This window comes from Lysinibacillus pakistanensis, from assembly GCF_030123245.1.
Taxonomy (GTDB): Bacteria; Bacillota; Bacilli; order Bacillales_A; family Planococcaceae; genus Lysinibacillus; species Lysinibacillus pakistanensis.
In genome coordinates this window covers 1,997,188-2,024,021 of the sequence record NZ_CP126101.1, presented here as the reverse complement: position 1 = coordinate 2,024,021, position 26,834 = coordinate 1,997,188, and the positions used below count along the sequence as shown (strand labels likewise).

Below are 26,834 nucleotides of genomic sequence, written 5' to 3'. Positions count from 1 at the left end.
AGTTATACCCACCCGCTGAAGGGACAATAAAAGCTGCCCATCTCACTTACATGTAGATGATGGCAGCTTTTATTTATTAGGTTTTCGTTCGATATTTCCTACATTTTTATAGAACCTTACTAATAATCATGTCAATTTCCTGTAGCAGCTCGGCATTTTTCATTGTTGAGCTTAAATATAAATGGCTTTGATCAACTTGAATAACAGCTATATGCATGCCTTCTTTAATGCTAGCACTTGGTACTGGCACCATCCTTTCAATATCAAATGTCATCATTAAATCTGGAAATCTCGATTGAATCATTCCTGCCTTTGATAATGTCATATATTCATTCCAGAAAGTTAATTTAACATCCTCAACAGTTAAACTACCAACGTCAAAGCCATTTTCCTTTAAGAGAGAAAAATCCTTCACTTTTCCAGATACGATATGCTTGCCTTTTAATAAATGAATAATATTTTTTAACTTTTCCTCTATTGTTCGCCCTTTTAGGAAGCTATATCCCAGCTCAATAGCAGCAGATATTGCTTTTGGTGCACCGTGCTCCTTCAAATAGCCTATTGTTACTGGATTACGAGTCACCGCTACCAATCCTCCTGCTAAAATAGAAGCATGACGAACTGTTTTTGCTGTGTTTTGTAAGTTTCCTTCAGCAAATCCTTGAATAGCGTAATTCTTTTTCCCACCGGCATAAAATTGAACCGATTGATAATCTAGCTGCTCATGTAGACTTAAGGAACCCATAATCCCAGTCGGGTGGGCTCGTCCATTACAGGGAGCATCAACGACTGGTACGTTTAGTAATACCGATTGTAGCCAGCCATTAATTGTCGTTATGGCACCATTTTCATTCGTAATAATTCCTTTTAATCGATGATCCATATACGCATTCATTTGTTGATAACTCCAGCATAGCTGTTTATTGGATACATATTGTTCTTCCGCTGAAGGTGCTCCAACCATTGCTACGCAGGCTACTAAATCTTCATGATTTAATGCCGTTATATCGATAAGCTGAGGTTTTCCAGCAGCGAAAATTTCCTCCACTAACTTTAACCCTTCGTCCAGAAGGCCACCACCGCCGCCTCCGAGGATTGCACCTCCATAAACAGCGGCTAAGCCATCTTCATACGTTAACACCTTTACCATTTGCTCTGACTCCTTTCTATTTTCCTATCTTAAGAATTGAAGAGAAGAAGCTATATAAAGCGTCTCCAGCTATAACACCTGCTGCAAAGACGGTCATTTCAGACTCTCTCTTACCTTTCGTTACAGAAGTGAAAATAACACGAAGTAAAATACCGACTAATACAGCCCAACCAGCTATAGGATTAATAAGTAATAAACCAGTTGCAAACAGAATACCCATTTGTCTCTTTGAGCCACCAATTAATTGAATCAATGCCCCGGGAATCGCCCATAGCAATAGCTGCTTCGCTACGTCTCCGGTCACTCCTGATTGGATAGTAGCTGCATATACATGATTGACAGGTGCTACTAAATCCTGCGCAAAATAAGATTGATACGATAGTAAAACAACAACTGCAGAAATTGAAAAGGCTAGCATACCTGCAATCATTTGCTGTTTACGCCCTTCTTTTTCTAATGCAGGATCACTACCGTTTCCGCGTAAAATAAAACCTGTTTTCAAGTCATAGCCCATATCAGCAAAAGCTACCCCTGTTGCTGCACTATAGCCAGCTAACAAAGCAAGAGCGGGTGCCGGGAAACCTATTAATATGCCGACAATTAGCGTAATAAACGCTACTGCGAATGCGGGGAACCAGCCTGCATGCATCGCAGCAATCCCAACGATAAGCTCGTGTACAAATGCTGCAATTGTTGCAAAAATAATAAAGACTATTAACATCCCAAAGGACATATGTGAAATAATACCACCAAATAAAGCGATTAATAACGAAATCGCTAAATAAGCAATAAAGCCTACACCAAAACCTTGTCGAATTTCTTTTTGATCTTTCGAATAGATTAATTCTTCTGACTTTTCGGTCGATCTTTTACTTAGTAAAGTAAAAGCAACCTGGAAAAGGGCTACAATGCCCGCTCCAATCATAATGCCATGTGGAATATAATATTCATTTAAATCGACATTAAATAATTGGACAGAATATCCTCTTAATAAAAGACCAATTCCAAACATTGTAAGCGCCCAAATATTTCCGATAAACGCTACCCCAAAAGCTGACATTGGAATTTTAAGAACAGACCCCACAATACCGATCAACACCCCACCAATTAATACCTTTGCATTTTTACCGCCTTTATCGCCAGCTTTAATGGCTTCAGCTGTTGCAATCCCTGGTGGCCAAGTACCTGTTGCTGGGAAAATCTTTGTATCAAAAAATTTATATAATAATAAAGCATCCACAAACATCGCTAAAATAACACCAATAAACAAAGGCAATACTAAATTTTCATAGCCTAAAACATACGGAATACCGATTGGTAACATTAGGCTACTCGCTGCACTAAAAGTAGCCGATGATATCGCCGTTTGTATAATATTTTGTCTATGCACGGATTTGAAAGCAATTAGCTTACCAATTGGAATTCTTCCTAGAATCATCGCAAATATAGCCCCAATGATGGATGTATTAGCAGAAATCCCTAAAGTCGTAATCAGCTGTATCCCAATAATTGCCCCTACTACAGATGTTAAGACGATCATTAGTAGAGTTACAGGCTCTAAAGCCCGCGGATGTAATACTTTATTATTCATAGTGTCAGCTCCCCTATTGTTGTTATAATTTAGATATGTGAGATTGAATTTGATGAGCAATTTTCACTAACTGTTCAAGCATGTATTTCTCCCTTTGTTCGTCAATGTCATATACTAATCCAGAAATCGTCAAAGATGCTATGATTTCTTTCTTATGATTGAACAATGGTACACTTATACCAAAAGCATGTTCATTATACTCCCCTACAGTAACACACCAATTGTTTTGACGTATGGTTTGCAGTTCCTCTTGTAAATTAGCAAGAAGTTTTTTATGTTCCTCATCAGACTGCTTTTCATGAAAATAGGCTAACAATTCAAGCTGTCTTTCTTTGTCTAAATAGGCAAACATAACTTTACAGGAAGCACCAATATAAAGTGGTGTTTTTGTACCTAATGACACCGCATACTTTATATTTTTATTACTTTCAGCAATTTTTGTTGTAACACCATACTCATTATCCATATAAGTTAGAAATACGGATTCATTGATTTCACTCGCAAGACTTTGCATCAATTCATAAATTGTAAAATGCGGATCACTTGTATTGGAGAGCGCATTATGAAATATAAACATTTTATAACCTAATTTATATTTTTTCGTTGCTTCATCCTGTAATAAATACCCTGCTTCTGTAAATGTATTGATTGTTCTTTGCACAACACTAGTATGCAATTTTGTCATGCGTGAAATTTCACGTACACCTAATGAGCTTTCTGTAGTTGCGAAGCATTCTAGTATATCCAATGAGTTTTTTAATGTCTTGACAGTCATTTATATATTTCTCCTTTTATGCGTTTTGGTAACCGTAACGTTTTTTAGCTACCTCTAAAGAAATATATCCATTTACCAAATCTTTTTCAATCGCTTTCGTACTTCTCTCTTTTGGATTGCCATAGCCACCCCCTGTTGCTGTGACAAGCTCAATACGATCTCCTTTCTGTAATTCATAATTGGCGAGTACTCCTACTGGCCCCACCTTTGTACCATCTTTTTTATGAATAATGAGATAGTTATGTGAGCCTTCCTCGCCATCATTTAAGCCAAATGGTGCAAATTGATGTCTACCTAAGTTGACAGAAACCTTTTGACCATCATGATTAACGCTATAAACTCGGCGTACACCTAAGCCGCCTCTAAATTTCCCAGCACCAGCACCATCGCAATTTAAGCTATATTCATCAATTTGAATACCATATTTTGTCTCCGCAATTTCAACAGGAAGATTATACGTTTCTCCATCTCCCATACAATATTGCCCGCTTTGACCATCCTCATCATTTGACGCTCCCCAACCACCTACTGAAGGTTCAACGATTAAGAAGGACTCATTATTTTCAGGATTTTTACCTGTTAAGATAAATGTACAAACCGACTGTAAATGTCCTGCTGATAATCTCTCTGGTAAATATGGCGCAAGAGCCTTCCAAATTAAATCTGCCGCTCCAATACGTGCCTCAAAGTTCATGGATACTGGATGTGGGCGTTTAGCCGAGACAATGGAATTTTCATCCGTTAAAATAGTTAAACGTTTGAAGACTCCCTCGTTAATCACATCAATATCGCCGAGTAATGCTAAGAACATGACACGAACACTAGCCATTAAGCCAAATTGTGAGCAGTTTACTGGCACATTCACAGCAGGATGTGAGCCTCTAAAGTCACAAATAAATTCTTCATCACTAATCGTTACTTTCACTTTTATTGGATAAGGTCCACCTTTTAATGGATCACCTTCAATAAAATCCTCCGCATAAAATTCACCCTTTGGTAAATGTTGAAGCTCAAGCTCTACAATTTTTTCACCCTTGTCCAATAATTTCTGAATGGACAGCTTCACAGATTCAGCACCAAATTTCTGACAAAGCTCTGCAATTCGTTTTTCACCTGTTTTTAAGGCTGCTACCTGTGCAAACATATCTCCAATGGATAGCTCTGGTAGACGAACATTCGTAGAAATAATTTCATATATGCCTTCATTGAGCTCGCCCTTTTGATAAAGCTTCACCCCTGGTAATTGGAGACCTTCCTGATAGATTTCGTTCGAATTACTTGTAAATGAGCCAGGGTCCATCCCCCCTACTTCAGTCCAATGTGCTTTATTTGCAGAATAAGCAATAATTTCTCCATTGTAGAAAATCGGTAAAACCAATCCTACATCCGATAAATGCGACCCTCCACCAACATAAGGATCATTAATAATGATGACATCTCCTTCGTTTAATTTCTTTCCATTATCATATTTATCAATGACACGTTGAACCATTGGACTTAGCATCCCAATAAAACTTGTCACCCCATTGCCTTGGCTAATCAAATTACCCTTGGCATCCGTTAGACCACAGGCATAATCTAACACTTCATAGATAACGGGACTCATGGAAGAGCGAGCTAATGCAACAAACATCTCATCGCCAATAGCCAGCAATGAATCCTGAATAATTTCTATAGCAAAAACATCTTTTTTCATGTTTTATTTCTCCTCCATCTCTACAACTAGATTGCCGTATTTATCTATTTCAATAGATTGTTTTTCATTTATCACAACTGTAGATGTAGGACTTTCTACAATAGCAGGACCAGCAATCACATAACCAGGTACTAATTTTTGTTGATTGTAGACATTTACCTCTACCCAGCCTGCTTCCTTGACGTATAACTTTCTTGTTGCTTTTATACAAGTAGAAGTGTCGATATGTGAGAAATCTAACTCCTTAAACTGGACCGCTTCATCTTTCCCATAAATTGTGAGATGTAAATTCACTAGCTCTATTGGCGTCTCTGGTAAATCAAAAGAAAACTCCTGTTTATGTTTGACATGGAATGCTTCTGCTAATTGTGCTAGCTCTACTTCATGAAGCGCAATACTTGATGCATTCAATTTAACCGCATGCTCCTGACCCTTATAGCGTAAATCGTAATTTATCTCGAAATAATAGTGTTCCTTTGATAAAGGTGCTTCCGCATAAGCATTTTCAATAGCTTCATCAATATTTTTTTGAATAGCAGCTAGATGATGATGATCAAAATTCATTAAACATGTTTGAATATAATCTTGTCGGTATTCTGTCATCATCATCCCTAGTGCTGAAAAGACCGATGAGCCATATGGTATAATGACTTTCTTCATGCCCAATTCCTGCGCTAAATTAATCGCATGTAGTGGACCTCCGCCACCAAAGGCAACCATTGTAAAATCTTCAGGATCATAGCCTTTACGAATAGAAATTAGCTTGAGCGCATTTAGCATATTAGAGTTGGCAATATCTAAAATCCCTTGCGCTGCTTCTTCTGCTGTCACATTAAACGGTTTTGCGATTGCTTCAGTTAGTGCCTCCTCTACTTTTTCTATAGACAGTGGATTATCGAAGTTTTCTAATGATAATCTGCCTAAATAGACATTTGCATCTGTAATCGTTGGCTGCGTATTACCTAAGCCATACGCAACTGGTCCTGGATTTGCACCCGCAGAATCTGGACCAACCTTTAAGGAACCAAATTGATCGACACGTGCGATAGAACCACCACCATTACCAATTTCAACAATATCAACAACAGGTGTTTTAATCGGATAACCAGCAAATTTTTCATTTCTTTCAATATAGTAATCTGTTGTAACATTTACCTTTCCTTCTGTAATGAGTGAACATTTCGCTGTTGTCCCGCCAACATCAAAGGCAATAATATTTGACTCATTTAAAAGCTCTCCTAGCTTGGCAGCACCAAACATACCCGCTACTGGACCAGATTCAACGAGATTAATTGGCAATTCCATCGCTTTATCAAAGCTTGTCGTGCCTCCATTTGATTGCATAATTTTCAAATGATCTGTTATACCCATTGTGCTTAATTTTTCTTTTAAGTTTTTTAAATAAGCATGCGCAATTGGCTTTACATATGAATTTAAAACAGTTGTATTTGTTCTTTCGTATTCCCGATATTCTTTAATCGTTTCGCTTGAAAGTGTGATATACACCTCTGGCCAAAGCTTTTCAATTTCTTCCTTTAACTGTAATTCATGAATTGGGTTTTTATAGCCATGAATCAATGAAATGGCAATAGCCTCTACACCCAATTCCTTAAATTTGCGAACAATATCACTAACTTCCTTGGTATTAAGCGCTTTCATAACATTTCCTTTAAAATCGATACGCTCATCAATTTCTTGTCGCAAGTACCGCTCTACAAAAGGTTCAGGTTTTTTATACTTAAAATTATATAAGTCTGGACGATTACCACGAGCAATCTCCAATACATCACGGAAGCCTTTCGTTGTAATTAACCCAACTACGCCCCCTTTTCTTTCCGTTAATGTATTAATAATGACTGTTGAACCATGAATAAATGACTCAATCAGTGAATCTTCCGTCACATGTCGCCCTAATACATTTAAAATACCATCCTCAAAATGACCTGGAGTTGTATGTCCCTTGTCAAAATGAAGATTTCCCTTCTCATCTGTATAAACTAGGTCGGTAAAAGTACCACCAATATCTGTTGCGATTTTCAAGTCTTCATCCCTCCGTGTTCCTATTATCGGAACGATGTTCCAATTAAGAATTAAATAAATTATATGTAAAAGAGAAAGAAAATTCAATGTATTTTTTAAATAAAAATTCATCTGACAATTAAATTTATAGTAAAATTCCACTTTTTCTTACCAATGTTGGGTAGTTATTTATAAAAAGCACCAAATATTACATTACATAAAATTGCCTTAATCGGTAATAAAAGAAAAAAGACCCTGGTCATACACCAAAGTCCTTAACTTCATAATAAGTTTAAACTGCTCATATCCTTTTTAGGAGAGGATGATTATATATGAAAAGCCTTTTAGAAAATATAAGCTTGTTAGAGAACGTTTATGAATTATCTATGGCCGTACTTCTTCTATGTTCCCTGTTTTCTGTAAGACTTTTTAAAAAATTAAAGCGAGAAAGAAAGCTTTCTGTCTTTGAATTTACAATGTATATGCTCATTCGAATAGCCATTTTTTTATGGCTAACTAGTTTCTTACTTATTCGATATGGTACCTATTTACCTTTGAACTTTTGAGAAATAGTAAAAGCTGCCCTTTAAAAGGAGCAGCTTTAACATTTTATATTATTTAGAACAACCCTATTGCATGGCCCTCATTATCCACATCCATACGCAATGCAGCTGGTGCTTTTGGTAAGCCTGGCATTGTCATAATGTCACCCGTTAAGCAAACTAAAAAGCCTGCACCTAGCTTTGGAATAACCTCACGAATTGTTACCGTGAAGCCTTCTGGACGGCCTAGTAAATTCGGTTGATCGGATAAAGAATATTGCGTTTTTGCCATACAAATCGGGAGCACATCCCAGCCAAATTTTTCAATCTGGGCGATTTGTTTTTTCGCTTGGTCGGTAAATTGTACATCTTTCCCACCATATACCTTTTGTACAATGGTACGAACTTTTTCTTCGATGGATTCTGTTACATCGTATAAAGGGGAGAAGTTGTTTTCTTCATCTAAAACAGCTAGTACTTGTTCAGCTAGGGCAAGACCGCCTTTTCCGCCCTCTTCCCAGACATTTGTACGAGCAATGCGCACATGATTCATTTCACACCAATTTAGTACTGCCTCTAACTCCGCTTCTGTGTCTGTTATAAATCGATTTAATGCAATAATCGGTTCAACGCCAAATGTACGAATTGTCTCAACATGTTTCGCTAAATTTTCGATTCCTTGTAGTAGGGCAGCAACATTTTCCCCTACAAGCGCTGTTTTCGCAACACCGCCATGCATTTTTAAAGCTCGAATCGTTGCTACAATAACAACAGCACTTGGTTTAAAACCAGCTTTACGAGCTTTAATGTTCATGAATTTCTCAGCACCTAAATCAGAGCCGAATCCAGCTTCTGTAATCACTATATCCGCTAACTTACGAGCAGTTTGTGTCGCCACAATCGAGTTACAGCCGTGTGCAATATTAGCAAATGGTCCACCATGTATAATTGCAGGTGTGCCCTCAAGCGTTTGTACTAAGTTTGGTTTAAAGGCATCTTTTAATAATAGTGTTAAGGCACCCTCTACTTGCAAATCACGTACAAATACAGGCTCACGCTCAAATGTGTAGCCAATCACAATACTTGCTAAACGCTCACGTAAATCTTCTATGCTTGTCGCTAAACAAAAGACAGCCATAATTTCTGAAGCAACTGTAATGTCAAAGCCATCCTCACGCGGCATCCCTTGAACAGGACCACCTAGACCAACGACTACTTTTCGCAGTGTTCGATCATTTAAATCCATCACACGCTTCCAAATGATACGACGTGGATCAATGTTTAACACATTGCCTTGATGGATATGATTATCTATAAAGGCTGATAATGCATTGTTGGCAGTTGTAATCGCATGAAGGTCACCAGTAAAATGTAAATTAATATCTTCCATCGGTACAACCTGTGCATATCCACCACCAGTTGCGCCACCCTTTACCCCCATTACTGGACCTAGGGATGGCTCACGTAAAGCCACGACTACATTTTTATTTAACTGATGGAGGGCATCCGCTAGTCCAACGGTTACAGTTGACTTTCCTTCACCTGCTGGGGTAGGACTAATCGCTGTTACTAAAACTACCTTTGCATCCTCACCGTGTGCTGTAATTTTTAATGGATCAATTTTTGCCTTGTAGCGTCCATACTGCTCAAGGGCATCCTCTGGAATACCTGCTGTTTTTGCAATATCCGTAATAGGCTTCATAACCGCTTGACTCGCGATTTCTAAATCTGTTAATGGTTGATTTTTCGTTGTCATTTGGCATCCTACTTTCTATGTTGTTCAATTTCATTATAGACTTTATTGTGAAAGAAAACATAATTAGTTATGCTAGCAATTCGACAATCAATTGACAACTTTGTTCAATTCATGTATGTTCTTAATGAAAATGCATTTTTTCACATTTTCTCGTGTCAGACTTAATTGATGAGTTTTACATTCAAGCGCATTGGAGGCGAATGCTTATGCAACAGGGAATCGTAAAGTGGTTCAATAATGAAAAGGGTTATGGCTTTATTGAATGTGATGATGGAGAAGATGTATTTGTACATTTTACGGGGATCCAAGAGGAAGGCTTCCGTACACTTGAAGAAGGTCAAAAAGTTTCATTTGATGTAGTAGAAGGCAATCGAGGACCACAGGCATCAAATGTTGTGAAATTATAAGCATAAGGAGCTGTTCTTCCATTGAACAGCTCCTTTTTATATTCCAAGTCAACGATTTACCCAATAAAATGCAGCTGGAAAAATAAGCGTTTCCTTTGTTCTATTTGGATCTTTAAGTGTTACCCCAAATGGACCCTCTTTTAAATGACCTAGTGTCATTGTACTTGCAGCGGCTTTCTCATAAAAATCCAAACGAATATTGGGCAATTGTAAGGATGTAAATTGCGCATGTTGCTGAGGCTCGGGTAATTCTAACACTTCCTGCCATAATGCAACCGTAGTCTGTACATCCTTCACAAAAAATTGAACAGACTCCATCGTTATAGTATGATTCGTATCAATCGCTCCACTTTCCTTTAGCTGCAAATATCGCTTTTCATCCTCTTCAGCCCACTCTATCAAAAATGGAAAATCAATCGGCAGCCCTGGTTTCCCAAAGTGTAATAGCTTCCATTCTACAACAGAGCCGTCTGGACGCGTTCTGCTACAGGCATCAGGTCCGTAAACTTCTAGCCCCATTGCATGTAACCTTGCCCCTTGTTCTTCAATATTGTTAGTTCGTAATGCAATTCTTGAAAAACCATAGCGCTCTTTGTCATTCTTAAACGTATAATGTAAGGAATATGGCAATTTTGCTGCCTGTTCAAATAAATCACGATCATAGATAGCAATTTGCTCAATATAGTTTAATCCAAAATAGCTTAACGTATTATATGTCCCCCACATTGTGTGTTGGCCCCCGTTTACTGTATGGATATTACGTTTGTTTAAAAAAACCCTTGAATTCTCTGGTGATTGAACTTGATGAACCAAATGATCAAAATACAAAGTCATATCTAAACCCCCTTTTTCTCTTTCATTATATACTTTACCTGTTAGTTTTGTTGGTTTAAATTAATATTAAAAAAATTCAAATAGTTACGAATTCATTCTATTTTATGATTACTATTTTTTAATGCGCATCGAAAAGGTTTTTCATTTCTAATAATTAATGGTATATTCACTTAATAATGAGGCGTTAATTCTTAAAAGAGATAAAATATCAAGAGGTGATTAAAATGTCAGACAAAATAGCCGATTTTAAACTAGCATTAGGGAATTATCCTACAGGTGTTACAGTTGTCACTGCTTGTAATGATAAAAATGAACCAATTGGTCTAACTGTAAATTCCTTTGCATCTGTTTCTATAGATCCACTCCTAATTTTATGGTCACTTGATAAAAAATCGCAGCTCCATCCATATTTTACAGCTACCCAAAAATTTGCGGTCAATATTCTTGCAAGTAATCAGGAACATTTATGTACACTATTTTCAAGTAAAATTCCAGATCGTTTCGCACAGGTGAAGTGGTCAACTTCCATTCACGATCTACCGATTTTACATGATACAGCGGCCATATTACAATGTAAAACATTTCAGCAAATTGACGCAGGTGATCATACCGTATTTATTGGGCAAGTCCTTGAAATTGATGCTACTCAAATAGAGCCTCTACTCTATCATCGAAGACATATCGGTCAAATTCCAAAAAGCTTTTATGAATAGATGATTTTGAAATAATGCAAAAAAACAGGATGATTCAACATCATCCTGTTTTTTTGTATCACTTTTAAGTCCACCTTTTCCTCAACAATTCATTAAGGCAACTCCTACATAAGCTCAACACTTATTGACGCCAGATGTAGGGATCGATTAACCATCTACACAAGTTCGAGTTAATCAGGGCGTTTTGATGAAAAGCATTCCGATTTATAATCTCCCCATAATACGTTATTTTTTCTGTGGAAATCTTTGCTTTTCAAGTCTGTTAATTTGAACGATGACACCGTCCTGAATCGTAATTTGCACTTCACCAAATTCTAAATTTTGAATTGCTTTGGCAATTGCTTCTATTTTTTTGTCATCTACCTTTGCTTGCTGAGCCATACGATACACCCCTTCTTTTCATTCTTTTGTACAAAAGAAGCCAACGCATCAAATTGATTGAAAGCCCCCTTATTTCCTTCTATTGGATTTGGCACCTACAATATTGGCAATCAAGGCTTCATGGGGCCAAGTCCCTCTATCTCTCTAGTTAAAAGTATTACGTTTCTTGGAAATAATTCTATAATTCTGAAAACCTAATGTCAATATAAATATTACAAAACCTAGAAGAATACTTTGTTATTAAGAAAAAGGGTGTATCTTTTGTAAAAAGTGGGCTTCTATTCATGGATTTTCTGTTATTTCTTTTTACCACAATATATATTCTATTGGTCATCTATCTGCATTATTTCTCTATCCAACAGTGTATTTGACGCTAATTTATATATCGTTTAGTTTGAAGATGGAGCACACAATAATTAAGGGCATAATCAAAATATATTTCGGGAATGCTCTTGCGAAATCTAAGCCTTTAATTCGGCTCATTCGTCATCATTAATCTCCCCAATGACATTTTCAATTGCTTCCTTCCAAACGTCTTTGTAATTTAATGTGCTACCAGTAAGCATGAAATTTCCAATATTATCGTAAACCATTGCGAGTACATGTGCTTTTGCTTCAATATTTACATCATGGATAGCTTTAATTTGTACAGCATATTTCAATAATTCATAAAAACTCGCTAAAAAGGTAGTCTGTAAATCATATAATCTTTTCATATAGCTTTCATCACGAGAAGCTAACAGCATATATTGATTAAATATTTTATTAAAATATGGATCCTTCTTTTGTTCTTCAATTGAACTATATCCAATTTCCAAGAGCTTTGCCTTTAGATTACTTTTTGAAATATCATTGAAGTCAAAGGTAATTTCAAGTTTAATTTCTTTACAGATTTCCTCAAATAAATAAGTTATTAATTGATCTTTGGATTGAAAATAATAGTAAATTGCTGGTTTTGATATTCCGACTTCTGCTGCAATCATTGCTAAGCTTGATTTTTCAAATCCCTTTTCCGCAAACATAACATATGCAACTTCTAGAATTTTATTAAAGGTTTGTTCTCGATTCCCCATGATATCCCTCCGTTTTTACCGACCGTTAAGTGAATAATAAATTATATCACTTTGTAAAACAAGAAAAAGCTATGTAGAGTTTTGAATATCTACACAGCTTAACGATTAGTCTTGTTGTAAGCATTCCATTAATGCCTTGGCCGCTTCCGCCTTACCTATCACCTTGATTGGTTGACCTTCTGCTGGAACAATCCAATGCGGTTCTTGTCCACCATATAATGATTGAGAGCTATTTGCTACCATAAATTGAGCATTGGCTGTTTGCATTCGTAGTCGGGCCCGTGATAATAAAAACTCCTCATCATCTGTTGCTTCAAGCTTAAAGCCCACTAAAGTCACATTGGGCTGCCAACCTTTTATTTGACCTAGTATCTTTGGCGCTTTTTTAAAGTGAATAATAGGTGGCTCATCAGATGGCATTTTACCTGCTTCCTTCATTAAATTACCTGATTGATCATACACCTTGTCAATGACCCAGTCGGAACCAGCTGCAGCCATAATTACAATATCTATCTGTTCTTCTTGTACTGCATGACGAATCTTCTCGCCTAAATCCTCAATGCCCTCAAATCTGATTGTACGCATTTTATCTTTATTTGCTGGGAGCTGTGCAAAATAACCATGCATATATAGAACCCGTGCGCCAGCAGCTAGTGCTGCCTCTGCTAAATAACAGCCCATTGTTCCTCTAGATAAATTTGTATGCCCCCGTACATGATCCCATTTTTCAAGTGTTCCCCCACTTGTAATGAGTACGGTTTTCCCTTGTAATGTCCCCATACACTCACCCATTTTCTTAAAAATCTACAAATACTATTTTAACGTAATGCTAGGAGATGCTTCAATGCTGTTTTTCTTGTTCTCCTACTCAACAATTATGCATAATTATTTTGCTCTTGAAGCCAAGTACTTAAAATTTCTGCAAATTTCTTTGTAACAGGAGATGCGTGGTGCTTCATCGCGATACCAATCGTACGATATCCGCCTTGCTTTAAAGGAATTGCCTTTAAAGTAGGCGGTAATGTATTTATCACTAGCTTTGGTAAAATACTAATACCGAGATGGTGGGAAATCATCGAAATAATTCCTACTTCCTCTGATAGCTCAAAGCGAATATTTGGCTTCACATGATATTGCTCCAAAATGACTTTCACATCATTTGTTCCTTTGTAAGAAGTCATGATAAAGGGCATATCCTCTAGTTCAATAATATCAATTACTGACTTATTGAATAATGGGCTTTTATCAGAGACAATACATAACAGTGGATCCTGCTGAAGTTCTGTAAATAGAAATTGCTCTGATTTTTGCCCATTTAAAAATCCTACCTCCACCTCTCCACTTAGCAGCCATTGTTCAATTTCATAATAGTCTCCCTCACGCAATTCAACTTGTATCCCCGGAAATTGATTGTCCATAATTCGAATAATTTCTGGCATCCAATTGGAGGAGATACTTGAAATAACACCTATTCGTACTTTACCACGAGTAACGCCAAGTATATGTGCCGCTTCCTGCTGTAGCAACTCTTGTGCATCGAGAACATGTCTCATAGCCCTTAGCATAGTATCTCCTTCACTTGTTAATGTAACACCAGCACGACTTCTATGAATGAGTGCAAAACCGAATTCTTTTTCTAAACTAGAGACGGCGTGACTTACTGCGGATTGCGTTAATCCTAATGCATCTGCAGCTTTTGTAAAGCTTGCCACCTCTGCAACCTTTGTTAAAATCTCATATTTAACTAAACTCATCGCAAACCTCTTTATACATGAATTATTTTAATCCTAATCATTATAAACATTCGTTTTACTAATCACAATACAAGATATATAGTAATTTTTAGTATAAAAACTGTTTTAGTACACAGATTGCAGGTGAACATAATGAGTATCCAAGGAAAAGCAAATTTATTAATGGTAATTGTGACAATGTTTTGGGGATTGTCCTATACCTTTATGGTGATGGGTCTAGAGACATTGGCTGTTTATAATGTAGTGGCATTACGTTGTATCATTGCTTTTGTCGTAGCAGGCATCATCTTTTATAAACGTATGATAAAGGTCGATGTAAAAACATTTAAATATGCAGCTATTCAAGGGTTACTATTATTCATTGTGTTCGCTCTTAGCTTATTCGGTCTTGAATCAACTTCTGCCTCAAATGCTGGCTTTATTTTAAGTTTAACGGTTGTCTTAGTGCCTATCTTTAGTAGTTTTATCGAGAAGAAATTACCTTCTAGAGCTGTAAGTTTTGCTATTGTATGTACAATGATTGGTATTACTGTTTTAACCGCACATGGCTCCTTTACTTTTCAAAAAGGTGATATTCTAGTGGCTATCGCTGCACTATGCTATTCAATTTATCTACTGTTAAATAGCTCTTTTACAAGAAATGTTGAATCCATTTCTTATGGAATTTACCAACTTGGTTTTGCTGGATTATATGCACTTGTTTTAACCTTCTTATTTGAAACACCTACGCTTCCAAATACGTCAAGCTCATGGATTGCTATTATAGGACTTGGCGTCATCTGTAGTGCATTTTGCTTTGTAGGGCAAACTGTTGCACAACAGTATACATCTGCTACACATACAGGTCTAATATTTTCCTTAGAACCGATTTTTGCAGCGATGTTCGCAATGATGTTTATCGGGGAAGGTTTGACGTTAAAATTAATAATCGGTGGTAGCTTTATTCTAATTGGAAACCTTTTTGCACAGTTAGAGCATCTTCATGTGCTACGTTTTCTTAGAAAGCATCAACATGAAAAAGCGATACACGAATAAAAGACAGTGTGCTCTACACGCTGTCTTTTTCATGTCAAAGTATTGCTTTGCAGTAAAAATGAACCTATTTTTCTGCACTGAAGGTGGTCCGTTACTCGCCCACAGAAAAGCTAGTAATGATGGTCATTCAATTAAGCACTAGTTGCCTTCTATCAAGCGTAAATACCCTTCAATCATGCATATATTCAGATCAATTCAGCAATCCCACCCTCAAAACAAAGATTTCCTTATGTATTCAACAAAATCCCACCTGGATAAGAGATTTCTATTTAAAAAGACAGAGCGTTCTACACTCTGTCTTTTCATTCTGTTGAAAAACAAAATCGTCTATAGACAAAATGTGAACATTCCAATAAAATCCTCTCATTAATGAAATAAGTGAAGTGAGGGGATTTTTTATGTACGTTACATACTCCAGAAGAGAGATTGAAGAGAATCGAAAGTTCTACGAGATGATGTACGACCCCTCGCATCAGTTAGTGAAGATGGATCAAGTGATGGACTGGAATTTTGTATCGAAACAATTGGAAGTTTTTTATCCATACAGTATTGGTCGCCCAACAAAAGATCCGATCATGTTGGTGAAAATCTTATTGATTCAGTATTTAGAAGGCTTTCGTTCAGTTCGTTTTACGTGTAAGCAAGTGAAGCAACACGCAACGTATCGCTGGTTTTTAGGCATTTCTCCTACAGAAAAAATTCCAGATCACTCAACCATCTCTAAGTTTCTTTCGCAACGTCTGCAGGGTGTGGCGTTTTGGGAGGAACTTTTTCAACATTGTCTTCTTTCCATTCACGATGAAGGATTTATTGCGAACGAAACATGGGTGGCAGATGAAACGGAATTAAAAGCGAATGCCAATAAACGGGTGCGTAACGTACAGATTGAAGAGAAAATCATAGAAGAAAAAGAGGATGATTTAACGCTTATTAATGAACACCGTGCGCGTCATGGGAAGAAACTTCTTATGACAAAAGAGCCAAAGGTAGAAGAAAAGCGAACAAATAGTAGCCCTGTGGATCCGGAAGCACGTTTGTCTGTTAAACATGATGAACGTGGGCGCTTTGCGTATTTTGAGCACCGTATTGTGGATTCGTTACATAACTTTATCATTGCGACAGATGTCACAGCTGCGAATGTACCAGGGCATCGTAAATTAGTAGGACAAGTGGATCAATTAAAGCAATTATTTGGGCAATACGCGAAGGAAATAGCGCTCGACTCAGGTTACTACAATGCCCCTCTTGCCCGAAGATTGTTTGAAAGGAAATTCTTCGTTTATATGTCTTATCGACGATTCGCAACGAAGGACCACCCGAATTGTCGCCGTTATCAGTTTAAACAGGTGAATGAGGATCTCTATGCCTGTCCATGTGGTGTACCATTTTATTATAAAACAACGAATCGACAGGGCTATCACGAATTCAAACCACCAAAAGGAAGTTGTCAATTCTGCCCTTTTGTAAAAAGGGAAAACGAAGACCGTGTGTTACGAATTTCGATTCACCAAGAAATTTATAATCAATTACGAGGGCAACGCTTGTCGTATCGGGGGAAAATCCTTCGTTCTGTACGTCCAGCCACTGTCGAACTTAGCTTCGCACATAGTAAAGAACTCCACGGTTTACGCTATGCGCGTTACCGTGGAGTCCAAAAAGTAAAAAGACAAGTTTTGATGACAGCCATCATACAAAACTTGAAAAAGTGGACCAAACTCCGCTCACTCAAGCAAATTGGTCTACACCTAACACATGAAATTATAGAAGAATCTGTTTAAAAAAACAAATAGAATCATAAAAATGCCATAAAAAATTTGTGGCATTTTCATTGACATAATCTTATTTCAACACTATGAAAAGACAGAGCGTTCTACACTCTGTCTTTTCATGTCGTTGAAATACTATTATGTCAATGAAATCAAGGTGACAAATTAAAAGATAGTCCTTTTTCAAAACGAGGGGTTGATCTCCGTTCCGACTGAGTGCTTTCCTGGGGGCGTCCGATGAGCCGCTTCACTGCTCGCTCCAGGGTCTCATCTGTGACGCTGAATCCCCGAGGAGTCACTCAGTCCATATGCGTCAAGTTAAGGATAATCAGATTACATGCCTTCGTTTGGTGGTAAAGAAAAGCACAACCACTAATATGAGGAGGAATGTAGGATGAAACCGACACATGCACCCTATTCTTTAAAGCAGCTGTTCTCGGTATTGTCGCCCAAAAGAACTTCATCAGATTGCTAAAACAACTAACTTTATACAAAGAACAAGAAAATTAACTCTTTCTGCCTTCATGAAGCTTCTCTTTGAACAAACAAAAGGCTTATCACAACCTTCTCTCACGACCCTTTGCACGCATTTGACTAAGCAACAGGTCTACATGACGAAAGAAGGGCTAAATCAACGATTCAATGAAAAGACTGTGTACTTTCTTCGAACCATTTTTCAATGCTTGTTTGCTCAACAATCGACGCTGTCATTGGCCAAGATGCCAATTAAGACCCACTATCCTTTGACACGGATACGCATTCTTGATGGCACGTCGATTAAATTACCAGCTACTTGTATCTCTACCTATCCTAGTACAGTTGGAGCAGGCATAAAATTTCAAATGGAGTTTGATTACCTCACAGGAAGTTTCACATATATCGAACTACAAGCTGGTAAGGCAGGCGATTGCCCCTCTGGTATGAAGCGTTTAGAGACCGTTGAGAAAGGCGATTTACTGTTACAAGATCTTGGTTACTTTCAATATAAACTGTTTCAAAAAATCGATGAAAAAGAAGCATTTTATATTTCGCGTGCACGTGTGGATACTACTTATTTTGTAGATAATCCCCATCCTCCTCGACATCCCGATGGACGTATTCGAAAGATGTATGCTTATGAACGGCTAGATTTAGAAAATGAGTGGCCAACATTGAAACGTGGGGAAATGCGCGAATTTCCACGTGTATATTTGGGGAAAGAGGAAAAATTACCAACGCGCTTGATTCTCTATCGCTTCACTAAAAAAGAACAACAACGACAAGAATATCGAATTAAACGACGTGCGCAAACTAAGCCTGGTCAAATTAAGCAAAAATCCAAAGCATTATCAGGCATTTCTACCTTAATTACGAATCTACCTCAAGAAATTACGGCTAAAGAAGTTGTACAACTGTATCGGTATCGTTGGCAAATTGAATTATTATTCAAAACATGGAAAAGTGATTTCAAGGCGTCCTACTTTCGAAAAATGAAACAGGCAAGATGGGAATGCCACCTCTATGCAGAACTAATTATTCTCTTAATTAGTACTTTATTTTCCTATCAATTTCGTTTTTACTTTTGGCAGGAGAAACAAATTATTCTGAGTGAACGACTAACCATGCGAGCAATCCAACCAAAAATAGGGATACTTTGGCGCGCTCGTGATCAACCGAGCTGGCAAAGTACCCTACAAGAAATAGAACGCATCCTGTTTGTGATTGGACGAAAGCGCACCACCCACAAACCCTAAGCGGTTGGAAAGATGAGATTTCAACAAATACGCATTTTTCCGAAAGGGGAAATGTGTATTTCGTGATGCTCTTTCGTTCAGGATACTTTTTATTTTCCCTGTTTATCAAAAAATAAAACCTATTTCAAGAAATAGCGGCACCAAAAATAACCGATAGATGGGATAGTAGACAAGCAACCATGCTTAACTTGACGCATATGGTCACTCAGTCTACACTCCAATCAACCACTGCTCATAGTATTTTCTTCTGGCATTTCACACAAATTAATAGTGATAAATTTGAAGTCTTAGCCATCACTATATTGTGCAAAAATGGAGCTTTGATAACATTTTTCTATGTGAATGCAGAGCGACAGTAATAAGTGGCTTTTTATGTAAAGTGAAAAAGTAGTTTTATGCATAGAATGTAGGTTGACAGCTATAGAATTGTACCACTATTCTATCCATTTAATGATGGTGAGTAACATGTTTTTATTTTACTTTTGAGGGAAGAGAATATTTAAAGTTCTACACTATTGTTGATTGGAGTGCAAGGCTACTCGACTCCCGTGGGATAGCGAGACAGACGAGAAACTGAGGCCAACACGAGGTTGGTCACGAAGGCGTTGTCACAGGACGTGACGCACTTAGCCTTCGTTCCTCCAGCGCAGGAAGCGGCTCGTCGCTCGCCCACAGGAAGCTTTGCTCTGTGCGAAAGCGAAGCGTCAGCAACAAAGCGAGTAGCCTGGAACGGAAATCACCTTCATTTTGGCTAAATATTCATAAAGAGTCCCTTGACCATTTAGTTTTTCAACACTATGAAAAGACAGAGCGTTCTACACTCTGTCTTTTAATTCTATAAATATCTTCTTAATTGCTCTGCCTCATTCATTCGCTCTTCAGCCTTTAATCGTTCTTCTCGTTGTGAAGCTGTTTCACCAGCTAATGATTCAGGTGCTGTTAAACGTGGATCTAGCGGATCATGTCGGTAACGATTTTCTTCTGAATAGTCTGTAGTTGTCTTGGGATCAACTAAATCTTCATGCTCTGCAAATAAAACAATGGCTCCTTGCTCCACTAGCTGCGCATAATATGCTGTTTGTCCTTCGGTCAGATCGAAACGCTTTAAGCCTTCTGTTACTGCTGTATCACCTGTGAACCACGATTTAAATTGATCCAGCCAATTACCTGCCTCATGAGTTTTCACATCAGCATCCCATTTAACATCCTCGAATTGATTGGCATCCTTTGCAATAATAAGAATGTCCTCTGTGCGATAGCCTTCTAATCGCATACTTTCTAAAATATGAAACATTTCTTCCTTTGTATGTGCCACTTCAATTCTTGGGTTTTGTTCATTCATCATGTTCAATTCCTCCTATTTTGTATGGCTTACTAGGATATTACCCTACTCTCCACTGTAAAAACCTTTTTCATAAATCCTTTATCAAACTGTCATAATTGTTATACAGATTTGATATCTGTTTAATTTTTGTCATTTTCGTATCAAAATAAAAAATAGGCTAATTGAAGCTAATACTGCTCCAATTGCCTATTTTTAAAATCCAATTGCTTGTCTCTATTTTTATTTACCAAGGAAGGCTTTTAACATCCACGTATGCTTTTCTAGAGATTGGTACATGGCATTTAGCATATCCTCTGTACGGTCGTCCCCTTCCTCCGCAGCTAGCTCCATTGTTGAGTTTAATGCTTTCATCAATTTTTGGAAATCCGAAATCGTTGTTGCCACCATTTCTTCGGATGTTTCATTTCCTGTTGCCTCTTCTACATATGATAGCTCAAGATGCTCTTTTAACGTCGCAACAGGTTTACCCTCTTTGGAAAGAATGCGCTCCGCAGTGTCATCGAGATTTAAGGTTGTTTCATTATATAATTCTTCAAATTTTGCATGCAGTGTAAAGAAGGCGTTCCCTGTCACATACCAATGATAATTATGCAATTTCGTATAAAGTACAGACCATGTTGCTACAAGCTTATTCAATTGTTTGTTTAAATTCTGTGTCATAATTTCTCCTCCATCGTGTCAATTGTTCTAGCCATTAGTATGCGTTACATTCATGATTGGCTATACACACATTTTTCCCAATTGACACATTTTCAAACACAGCTATTTTCAGATAAGGGTTTTATTCTTTCTACATTATGAATATTTAAACTATTCTATAAAATTATTTCACTTTCCGAAATAGTTTCGTTATAATTAAATCACTTACTTTTAAAGGGGTGTTTTTGATGGAGGTTTTACCATTACGAAAAGATGTGCCAGTAGAGCAAACGTGGGATTTGAAGGTTTTACTTGAAAATGATGCAGATTTTGAACCTGTTTTAGCGCAGCTTGTTGAGGATGCATTGTATTTTGAGCGCAACTATCAAGGTACAATTACAGATGCTCAAAAGGTCATTGAGGTTCTCACAGCTTTTGAGGCATTAGAAAAAAGCATTGTTCCAATTGGTACTTACGCTAGCTTAACAATACAAGCAGATCATACAGATGATGTAGCCCAAATGCGTGCTGCAAAGTTTAGTACAGCAGTCGGAAAAATAACTAGCTCACTATCTTTTGTCCGTAGTGAATTACTATCATTAGACGAGGAAATTTTAAAGGAAGCAAGTCTTCTTAGCCCTGTTTACAAGATCTATTTAGAGGATTTGTTAAAAAGAAAGCCCCATCAGCTACAACCAGAGGTGGAAAAAGTATTAGCTGCATTAAACGCTACTTTTGAGGCACCTTACGAAACATACAATACAGCAAAATTAGTGGATATGCATTTTGGAGAATTTGAGGCAAATGGTGAAAAACATCCTTTAAGCTTCGTTTTATATGAAAACGGCTGGGAATTCGAGGCAAATACAAATGTGCGCCGTTCAGCATTTAAAGCATTCTCGAATAAACTTCGAGAATATCAGCATACTACTGCCAAAATTTATAACACACACATTCAACAGGAAAAAACAATGGCTGATTTACGAGGCTTTGACTCAGTTATTGATTACCTATTATTTGATCAGGATGTCGATCGCTCACTCTACAATCGTCAAATAGACCTTATTACAAAAGAGCTTGCCCCACATATGCGTCGCTATGCTAAGCTAATTCAAAAAGCAAATGGTATCGATAATATGACATTTGCTGATTTAAAAATTGCCCTTGATCCAGATTATGATCCAAGGCTAACGATGGCTGAAGCGAAAAATTATGTTGAAAATGCGTTAGCGGTACTCGGTCAGGATTATACAAATATGATTGAAAAAGCGTTTAATGAACGTTGGATTGATTTTGCGCCAAACAAAGGAAAATCCACTGGTGCCTTCTGTTCAAGTCCATATGGAAGTCATCCATATATTTTAATGTCGTGGAATGAGCGTATGAATGAGGTCTTCACACTTATTCATGAGCTTGGACACGCTGGTCACTTTGCCAATACGCATGCCCATCAATCTTATTTTAATAGTCGTCCATCCCTATACTTTATCGAAGCACCATCAACAATGAATGAAATGCTACTAGCTAATTATTTATTAACGCATAATGAGGATCTTCGCTTTAAACGATGGGTTATTTCTAATATCGTGTCTAAAACCTATTATCATAACTTTGTCACACATTTACTGGAAGCAGCCTATCAACGAAAGGTATATGAATTAATTGATGCTGGTGAAGCTGTTAATGCTACAATTTTAAATCAATTAAAACGCACTGTTCTGGAAGATTTCTGGGGTGATACGGTCGATATTATCGAGGGTGCAGAGCTTACTTGGATGCGTCAGCCTCATTATTATATGGGCTTATATCCATACACATATAGTGCTGGTTTAACGATTTCTACTCAAGTATCTCAGCGTATATTAAAAGAAGGCGATAAGGCTGTTGAAGAATGGTTGGCTGTTCTTCAGGCTGGCGGTACAAAGTCACCCGTAGAACTTGCTCAAATGGCAGGCGTTGATGTTACAACAGATCAACCACTGCGTGAAACCATTGCTTATATTGGCCATCTTATTGATGAGCTGGAACGATTAACAGTGGAAATGGAAGCAATAAAAGGCTAAACATAACTATTTAAGGACCATCTATACTATAAGCGTAGATGGTTTTCTTTTTTGGTTCTATTCAGAAAAATTCGTACATATACTAGAACTAGGGCGTCCCTCTATGTTTTTTGATATTTCTAAATAGACAATCATTTTTCTTCATACAAAAGTACCGTTATTATTAAATGTATGCAATTTATTTAGCAAAAACCGACTAACAATTTTCAAAGGAAGTGTATCCAATTATGGTAAAACGTAATGATCCATGCCCATGTGGTAGCGGCAAAAAATACAAAAAATGTTGCGAAGGTAAACAGCAGGTAACAGTTGAAACTGTAGCAATTGAAGAATTAGAGCGTGTGCTGCAAACATTTTACATGGAATATCCAGAGCGTAAAGATGTTCGTGCCTATATAGAGCATGTAGGAACATGGCAGCCTAAATTAGAGAGCGTGTTACAAAGAGAACTGATTGAGGCAGTTGCGTTAGATGACTTCTTCTTCCATCAAGAGCCATCTATTTGGAAAGGCTATTTAAAGAAAACAAAGAAAAAAACGGTCAGACCTTCTACTTTAAAGGTTTTAGAAAACTGGTCACAGCCTCATTTATTTATTGGATCTGTCTCCACTGTAGAAGAGAAATATTTCAAGGCTATCCATGTGCTCACAAATGAAGAAATTTATATTCGTCGAGAAAACGACAAGCCAATTCCTGAAGGCATGCATGTTTTTGCCTTCCTCTTACCAGATGGAACAAAAAAATCAGAGCATTATTTAGCTGTTTCAACACTGATTTTCTTCCCTCAAGATCATGCAAAAGTATTTGAGAAATTTAAGGAATCCTTTGAGGGCTCAGAGAAAAAGGTTGGCACATTCCTAAAAGAAAAGCATCTATCCTTCTGGGAATTACTTGTGTCTAATGGCTATAAAGGAGAGGAATTCACAAACTTTGAGAGCAATGTCTTAACCCAAGTAAAGGATTTCCTTGAGCAAAATGATCGCGAGACATCTCCGATGTTAGAGCTTTTAGAGGATTATTTAATTGAAGGACAACCATCTGCACGTAAAGAAGCTGCGATTGCTGCGGGTGCGATTCGCTATGGACAAGAAAAGGCGTTATTCGAGTCCCTATCCTTGACAGTAAAAGAAATCGCCGCGACGTTCGATATTTCTGCTTCCTCTCTTACAAAGTATTATCAAGATTTAAGTAATTATGCGGCTACTAAATAGAGAGTAACTTCGCTTGCACTATTCTAAAGGCATAGTGGAAGGCCACTAAAATCGTTTCAAAAATTCAACTTTTAGATTTTATTTGCAAAATTTACTTAAAAATGCGCCGTACGCTGGAGAATACTCCTCAAGCGTACGGCGCATTTATGTATTCAATTTTTCCTAGGTGTAATTGTAGCTGTCGCTATAGAAAAAACAATTGTTGCTGCCGCTTCACTTTCGCTACAGAAAAAACATTTGCTGAATGAAGATAAAATAGAAAAAAGCTACTTTGTTATCAGCAGAGCCAACAACAAGGTAACTTTTTCTATGGTAACCAACCAATAGTAGTATTTCCGATCATATTGTTATTTATGCATTAGTTTTAGTAAATATGATTAAGTTTTATTAAAAAGTAAAATTTCGATTACTTACAGCTTTTTACTATATACTTTTAAAAGCTCGTCTCCTAGAAACTGTAGTCGCTCCCCCACTGTGCATGCCTCGATGCAGAAACGATGAGCCCCTGGCTTTCCGCGATCTTTACGCAGCTGCTTAATCACTAAGCAATCCGCGCAATACGTATCATGCAGTTCATCAATATCTTTCATAACTGTCACTTTATCCATGTTGAACTCTCGCTCCTCCCCTGTCCAAAATTTGCTTCTTCCTATTATGAAGTGAACATTTTGAACAAGCAACTATTTTGTTTATTAATACCTGAATAAAGTGTAACTACAATCAGGCTGCTTTACTTCCTTCTTCAATGGAGACTTACTGCCCGTCTATACGATAAAAAAATGGCATGAACGAATAATACCTTTGTTGTACAATTAAAATAAAACAAAGAAGTAGGGATTTTATGTTAGAGGTATATATAGATGCTGCTAGTGCAGGAAATCCTGGTCCCAGTGGCATAGGTATATTTATTAAAGGTGAGGGCCATCATATTCAAATTAGCGAGTTTATAGGTTCTGCCAATAACCATATTGCTGAGTTTACAGCTTTAGTTCGTGGCTTAGAGGAGGCTCAAAAACTTGGTTCAAGCCTTGTCTCAATTCGTTCTGATTCAAAAATTGTTGTAGCCTCTATGGAAAAAGAATATGTGAAAAATGAGGAATTTAAACCATTTCTCGAGAAGGCATTAGCACTTGCAGATACCTTCGATTTATTTTTTATCAAATGGGTCCCTGATACTCAAAATAAAGCGGCCGATGCTTTAGCCCGTAAGGCCATTCAAAAAGAAAAAAACTAATCCAAGGACTAGGAACTGTTTTTGCCTTAGCGTGCAGTTCCTTTTTTCTATCTTCCCATTTAATATCCCCTCATTTTTTATTTTTATTAGCTTTCTTAGTCATCAAATGTTGCTCTAAATGTAGGCATTTTCTAATAATTCAATACGGATATTGACAATTTTAAAGTACGATGATATTCTTTATCACATTAGTGATTTAGTTAACGAAAGTGAATGATAGAAATCTATTTAGAATGTTAGGAGAATGCAAAAATGAAGCGAATATTCGTATTACTTTTCATGCTGACAGCCGTGATGTTTGCATTAGCAGCATGTAGTTCATCAGAGGAGAAAACAAGCGGAACAGGAACAGATAAAACAACTGCTGACAACAAATCCACTGATAAAGAAAAATTAATTATTGGTATTGACGATAAATTTGCACCAATGGGCTTCCGAGACGATAAAAATGAAATCGTTGGCTTCGATATCGACTTAGCTCGTGCAGCAGCAGAACATATGGGCGTAGAAGCAGAGTTCCAACCAATTGATTGGAAAACAAAAGAAGTAGAATTAATTAGTGGTCGTATCGATTTAATTTGGAATGGCTATACGATAAACGATACTCGCAAAAAACAGGTATTATTTACCAAACCCTACTTAGAAAACGCACAGGCTGTAATGACACTTAAAGAATCTTCTATAAAAGAATTAAAGGATTTAGCTGGAAAAGAAATTGGTCTTCAATCACAGTCTTCTGCAGCAAATGCACTAAATGCAAATCCAATTCACAAAGAAATTAAAACAGTTACTGAATTCGGAGATAATGTTTTAGCATTAACAGATTTAAAAACAGGTCGAGTAGATGCAGTTATTATCGATTCAGTTGTAGCTGAATATTATATGACGAAAGAGCCTGACACATTCAAATTGTTAGATGAGTCATTAGCACCTGAGCAGTATGGGGTTGGTGTCAAGCCTGGCAATGAAGCATTATTAGAAAAACTTCAAGCTGCATTAGATAAAATGAATGAGGATGGCACTTCCGCTGAAATCTCTACAAAATGGTTTGGGGAAGATAAGGTTTTAAAATAATTGAATGCTATAAATCGTTAAGAGTTTCCTTGCGAAGCTCTTA

General features: G+C 37.2%; 23 protein-coding genes and 1 pseudogene. 10 read left to right on the top strand and 14 right to left on the bottom strand.

Annotated features, from left to right (window positions below; genetic code table 11):
• Positions 1–106 precede the first annotated feature (106 nt).
• Genes QNH24_RS09625 through QNH24_RS09605 form a run of 5 tightly spaced genes read right to left on the bottom strand, consistent with a single transcriptional unit; the run spans position 107 to position 7,252 of the window.
• A complete protein-coding gene (locus tag QNH24_RS09625) occupies positions 107–1,150 on the bottom strand; it encodes an S-methyl thiohydantoin desulfurase domain-containing protein (RefSeq protein WP_283871806.1) in 1,044 nt (347 codons plus the stop codon).
• Between the two features lie 16 nt (positions 1,151–1,166).
• Positions 1,167–2,741 (bottom strand): OPT/YSL family transporter, encoded by a 1,575-nt coding sequence (locus QNH24_RS09620; protein ID WP_283871804.1) that lies wholly within the window; start codon positions 2,739–2,741, stop codon positions 1,167–1,169.
• A gap of 22 nt (positions 2,742–2,763) precedes the next feature.
• Complete coding sequence (locus QNH24_RS09615; protein WP_283871802.1) at positions 2,764–3,516, bottom strand: IclR family transcriptional regulator; 753 nt, start codon at positions 3,514–3,516, stop codon at positions 2,764–2,766.
• Between the two features lie 16 nt (positions 3,517–3,532).
• Entirely contained in the window at positions 3,533–5,212 is a 1,680-nt protein-coding gene (locus tag QNH24_RS09610; RefSeq protein ID WP_283871800.1) for a hydantoinase B/oxoprolinase family protein, read from the bottom strand.
• Between the two features lie 3 nt (positions 5,213–5,215).
• A complete protein-coding gene (locus QNH24_RS09605; protein WP_283871799.1) occupies positions 5,216–7,252 on the bottom strand; it encodes a hydantoinase/oxoprolinase family protein in 2,037 nt (678 codons plus the stop codon).
• Positions 7,253–7,563: 311 nt separating this feature from the next.
• Between QNH24_RS09605 and QNH24_RS09600 the strand changes: the two genes are divergently transcribed.
• Entirely contained in the window at positions 7,564–7,797 is a 234-nt protein-coding gene (locus tag QNH24_RS09600; protein ID WP_283871798.1) for a hypothetical protein, read from the top strand.
• Between the two features lie 52 nt (positions 7,798–7,849).
• Here QNH24_RS09600 and QNH24_RS09595 read toward each other — a convergent pair whose 3' ends face one another.
• Positions 7,850–9,529, bottom strand: a complete 1,680-nt coding sequence (locus QNH24_RS09595; RefSeq protein ID WP_283871797.1) for a formate--tetrahydrofolate ligase — start codon at positions 9,527–9,529, stop codon at positions 7,850–7,852.
• A 206-nt stretch (positions 9,530–9,735) separates the two neighbouring features.
• Here QNH24_RS09595 and QNH24_RS09590 point away from each other — a divergent pair, with 206 nt between their 5' ends.
• Positions 9,736–9,936, top strand: a complete 201-nt coding sequence (locus tag QNH24_RS09590; protein ID WP_004269397.1) for a cold-shock protein — start codon at positions 9,736–9,738, stop codon at positions 9,934–9,936.
• A gap of 48 nt (positions 9,937–9,984) precedes the next feature.
• Here QNH24_RS09590 and QNH24_RS09585 read toward each other — a convergent pair whose 3' ends face one another.
• Positions 9,985–10,770: a VOC family protein gene (locus tag QNH24_RS09585; protein WP_283871796.1), complete on the bottom strand. Its 786-nt coding sequence runs from the start codon at positions 10,768–10,770 to the stop codon at positions 9,985–9,987.
• Positions 10,771–10,994: 224 nt separating this feature from the next.
• Between QNH24_RS09585 and QNH24_RS09580 the strand changes: the two genes are divergently transcribed.
• On the top strand, positions 10,995–11,483 hold the full coding sequence (locus QNH24_RS09580; RefSeq protein WP_283871795.1) for a flavin reductase family protein: 489 nt from the start codon (positions 10,995–10,997) through the stop codon (positions 11,481–11,483).
• Between the two features lie 225 nt (positions 11,484–11,708).
• Here the strand turns inward: QNH24_RS09580 and QNH24_RS09575 are convergent, their stop codons facing one another.
• The 4 genes from QNH24_RS09575 to QNH24_RS09560 all read right to left on the bottom strand — a co-directional run bounded on the left by QNH24_RS09575 (position 11,709) and on the right by QNH24_RS09560 (position 14,706).
• Entirely contained in the window at positions 11,709–11,864 is a 156-nt protein-coding gene (locus QNH24_RS09575) for a YezD family protein (protein WP_283871794.1), read from the bottom strand.
• A gap of 479 nt (positions 11,865–12,343) precedes the next feature.
• On the bottom strand, positions 12,344–12,937 hold the full coding sequence (locus tag QNH24_RS09570; RefSeq protein WP_283871793.1) for a TetR/AcrR family transcriptional regulator: 594 nt from the start codon (positions 12,935–12,937) through the stop codon (positions 12,344–12,346).
• Positions 12,938–13,042: 105 nt separating this feature from the next.
• Positions 13,043–13,717 carry a phosphopantothenoylcysteine decarboxylase domain-containing protein gene (locus QNH24_RS09565; protein ID WP_283871792.1) on the bottom strand — a complete coding sequence of 225 codons (675 nt, stop codon included), beginning with the start codon at positions 13,715–13,717 and terminating at the stop codon, positions 13,043–13,045.
• A gap of 95 nt (positions 13,718–13,812) precedes the next feature.
• A complete protein-coding gene (locus QNH24_RS09560; protein ID WP_488259943.1) occupies positions 13,813–14,706 on the bottom strand; it encodes a LysR family transcriptional regulator in 894 nt (297 codons plus the stop codon).
• A 117-nt stretch (positions 14,707–14,823) separates the two neighbouring features.
• On the opposite strand from QNH24_RS09560, the gene QNH24_RS09555 reads away from it, so the two are divergent.
• The 3 genes and pseudogenes from QNH24_RS09555 to QNH24_RS09545 all read left to right on the top strand — a co-directional run.
• Positions 14,824–15,726, top strand: coding sequence for a DMT family transporter (locus tag QNH24_RS09555; RefSeq protein WP_054772205.1), 903 nt, complete (start codon positions 14,824–14,826; stop codon positions 15,724–15,726).
• Positions 15,727–16,124: 398 nt separating this feature from the next.
• Positions 16,125–17,504, top strand: coding sequence for an IS1182 family transposase (locus QNH24_RS09550; RefSeq protein WP_283869780.1), 1,380 nt, complete (start codon positions 16,125–16,127; stop codon positions 17,502–17,504).
• Between the two features lie 437 nt (positions 17,505–17,941).
• Positions 17,942–19,225: pseudogene (locus tag QNH24_RS09545) on the top strand (IS4 family transposase); the annotation flags it as partial.
• Between the two features lie 835 nt (positions 19,226–20,060).
• Here QNH24_RS09545 and QNH24_RS09540 read toward each other — a convergent pair.
• Together QNH24_RS09540 and QNH24_RS09535 are read right to left on the bottom strand one after the other, a co-directional pair.
• On the bottom strand, positions 20,061–20,570 hold the full coding sequence (locus tag QNH24_RS09540; RefSeq protein ID WP_054770434.1) for a general stress protein: 510 nt from the start codon (positions 20,568–20,570) through the stop codon (positions 20,061–20,063).
• Positions 20,571–20,789: 219 nt separating this feature from the next.
• Positions 20,790–21,230 carry a Dps family protein gene (locus QNH24_RS09535; RefSeq protein WP_283871789.1) on the bottom strand — a complete coding sequence of 147 codons (441 nt, stop codon included), beginning with the start codon at positions 21,228–21,230 and terminating at the stop codon, positions 20,790–20,792.
• A gap of 227 nt (positions 21,231–21,457) precedes the next feature.
• On the opposite strand from QNH24_RS09535, the gene pepF reads away from it, so the two are divergent.
• Positions 21,458–23,272 carry an oligoendopeptidase F gene (pepF, locus tag QNH24_RS09530; RefSeq protein WP_283871788.1) on the top strand — a complete coding sequence of 605 codons (1,815 nt, stop codon included), beginning with the start codon at positions 21,458–21,460 and terminating at the stop codon, positions 23,270–23,272.
• Between the two features lie 227 nt (positions 23,273–23,499).
• A complete protein-coding gene (locus QNH24_RS09525) occupies positions 23,500–24,483 on the top strand; it encodes an SEC-C domain-containing protein (protein ID WP_054770432.1) in 984 nt (327 codons plus the stop codon).
• Between the two features lie 410 nt (positions 24,484–24,893).
• On the opposite strand, the gene QNH24_RS09520 is transcribed toward QNH24_RS09525, so the two are convergent.
• Positions 24,894–25,091 carry a zinc-finger domain-containing protein gene (locus tag QNH24_RS09520; RefSeq protein ID WP_283871787.1) on the bottom strand — a complete coding sequence of 66 codons (198 nt, stop codon included), beginning with the start codon at positions 25,089–25,091 and terminating at the stop codon, positions 24,894–24,896.
• A 233-nt stretch (positions 25,092–25,324) separates the two neighbouring features.
• On the opposite strand from QNH24_RS09520, the gene QNH24_RS09515 reads away from it, so the two are divergent.
• Both QNH24_RS09515 and QNH24_RS09510 read left to right on the top strand, forming a co-directional pair.
• A complete protein-coding gene (locus tag QNH24_RS09515; RefSeq protein ID WP_283871786.1) occupies positions 25,325–25,717 on the top strand; it encodes a ribonuclease HI family protein in 393 nt (130 codons plus the stop codon).
• Between the two features lie 252 nt (positions 25,718–25,969).
• The gene (locus QNH24_RS09510) at positions 25,970–26,791 is read left to right on the top strand and encodes an amino acid ABC transporter substrate-binding protein (protein ID WP_283871785.1); all 822 of its coding nucleotides are present in this window, start codon (positions 25,970–25,972) and stop codon (positions 26,789–26,791) included.
• Positions 26,792–26,834 lie beyond the last annotated feature (43 nt).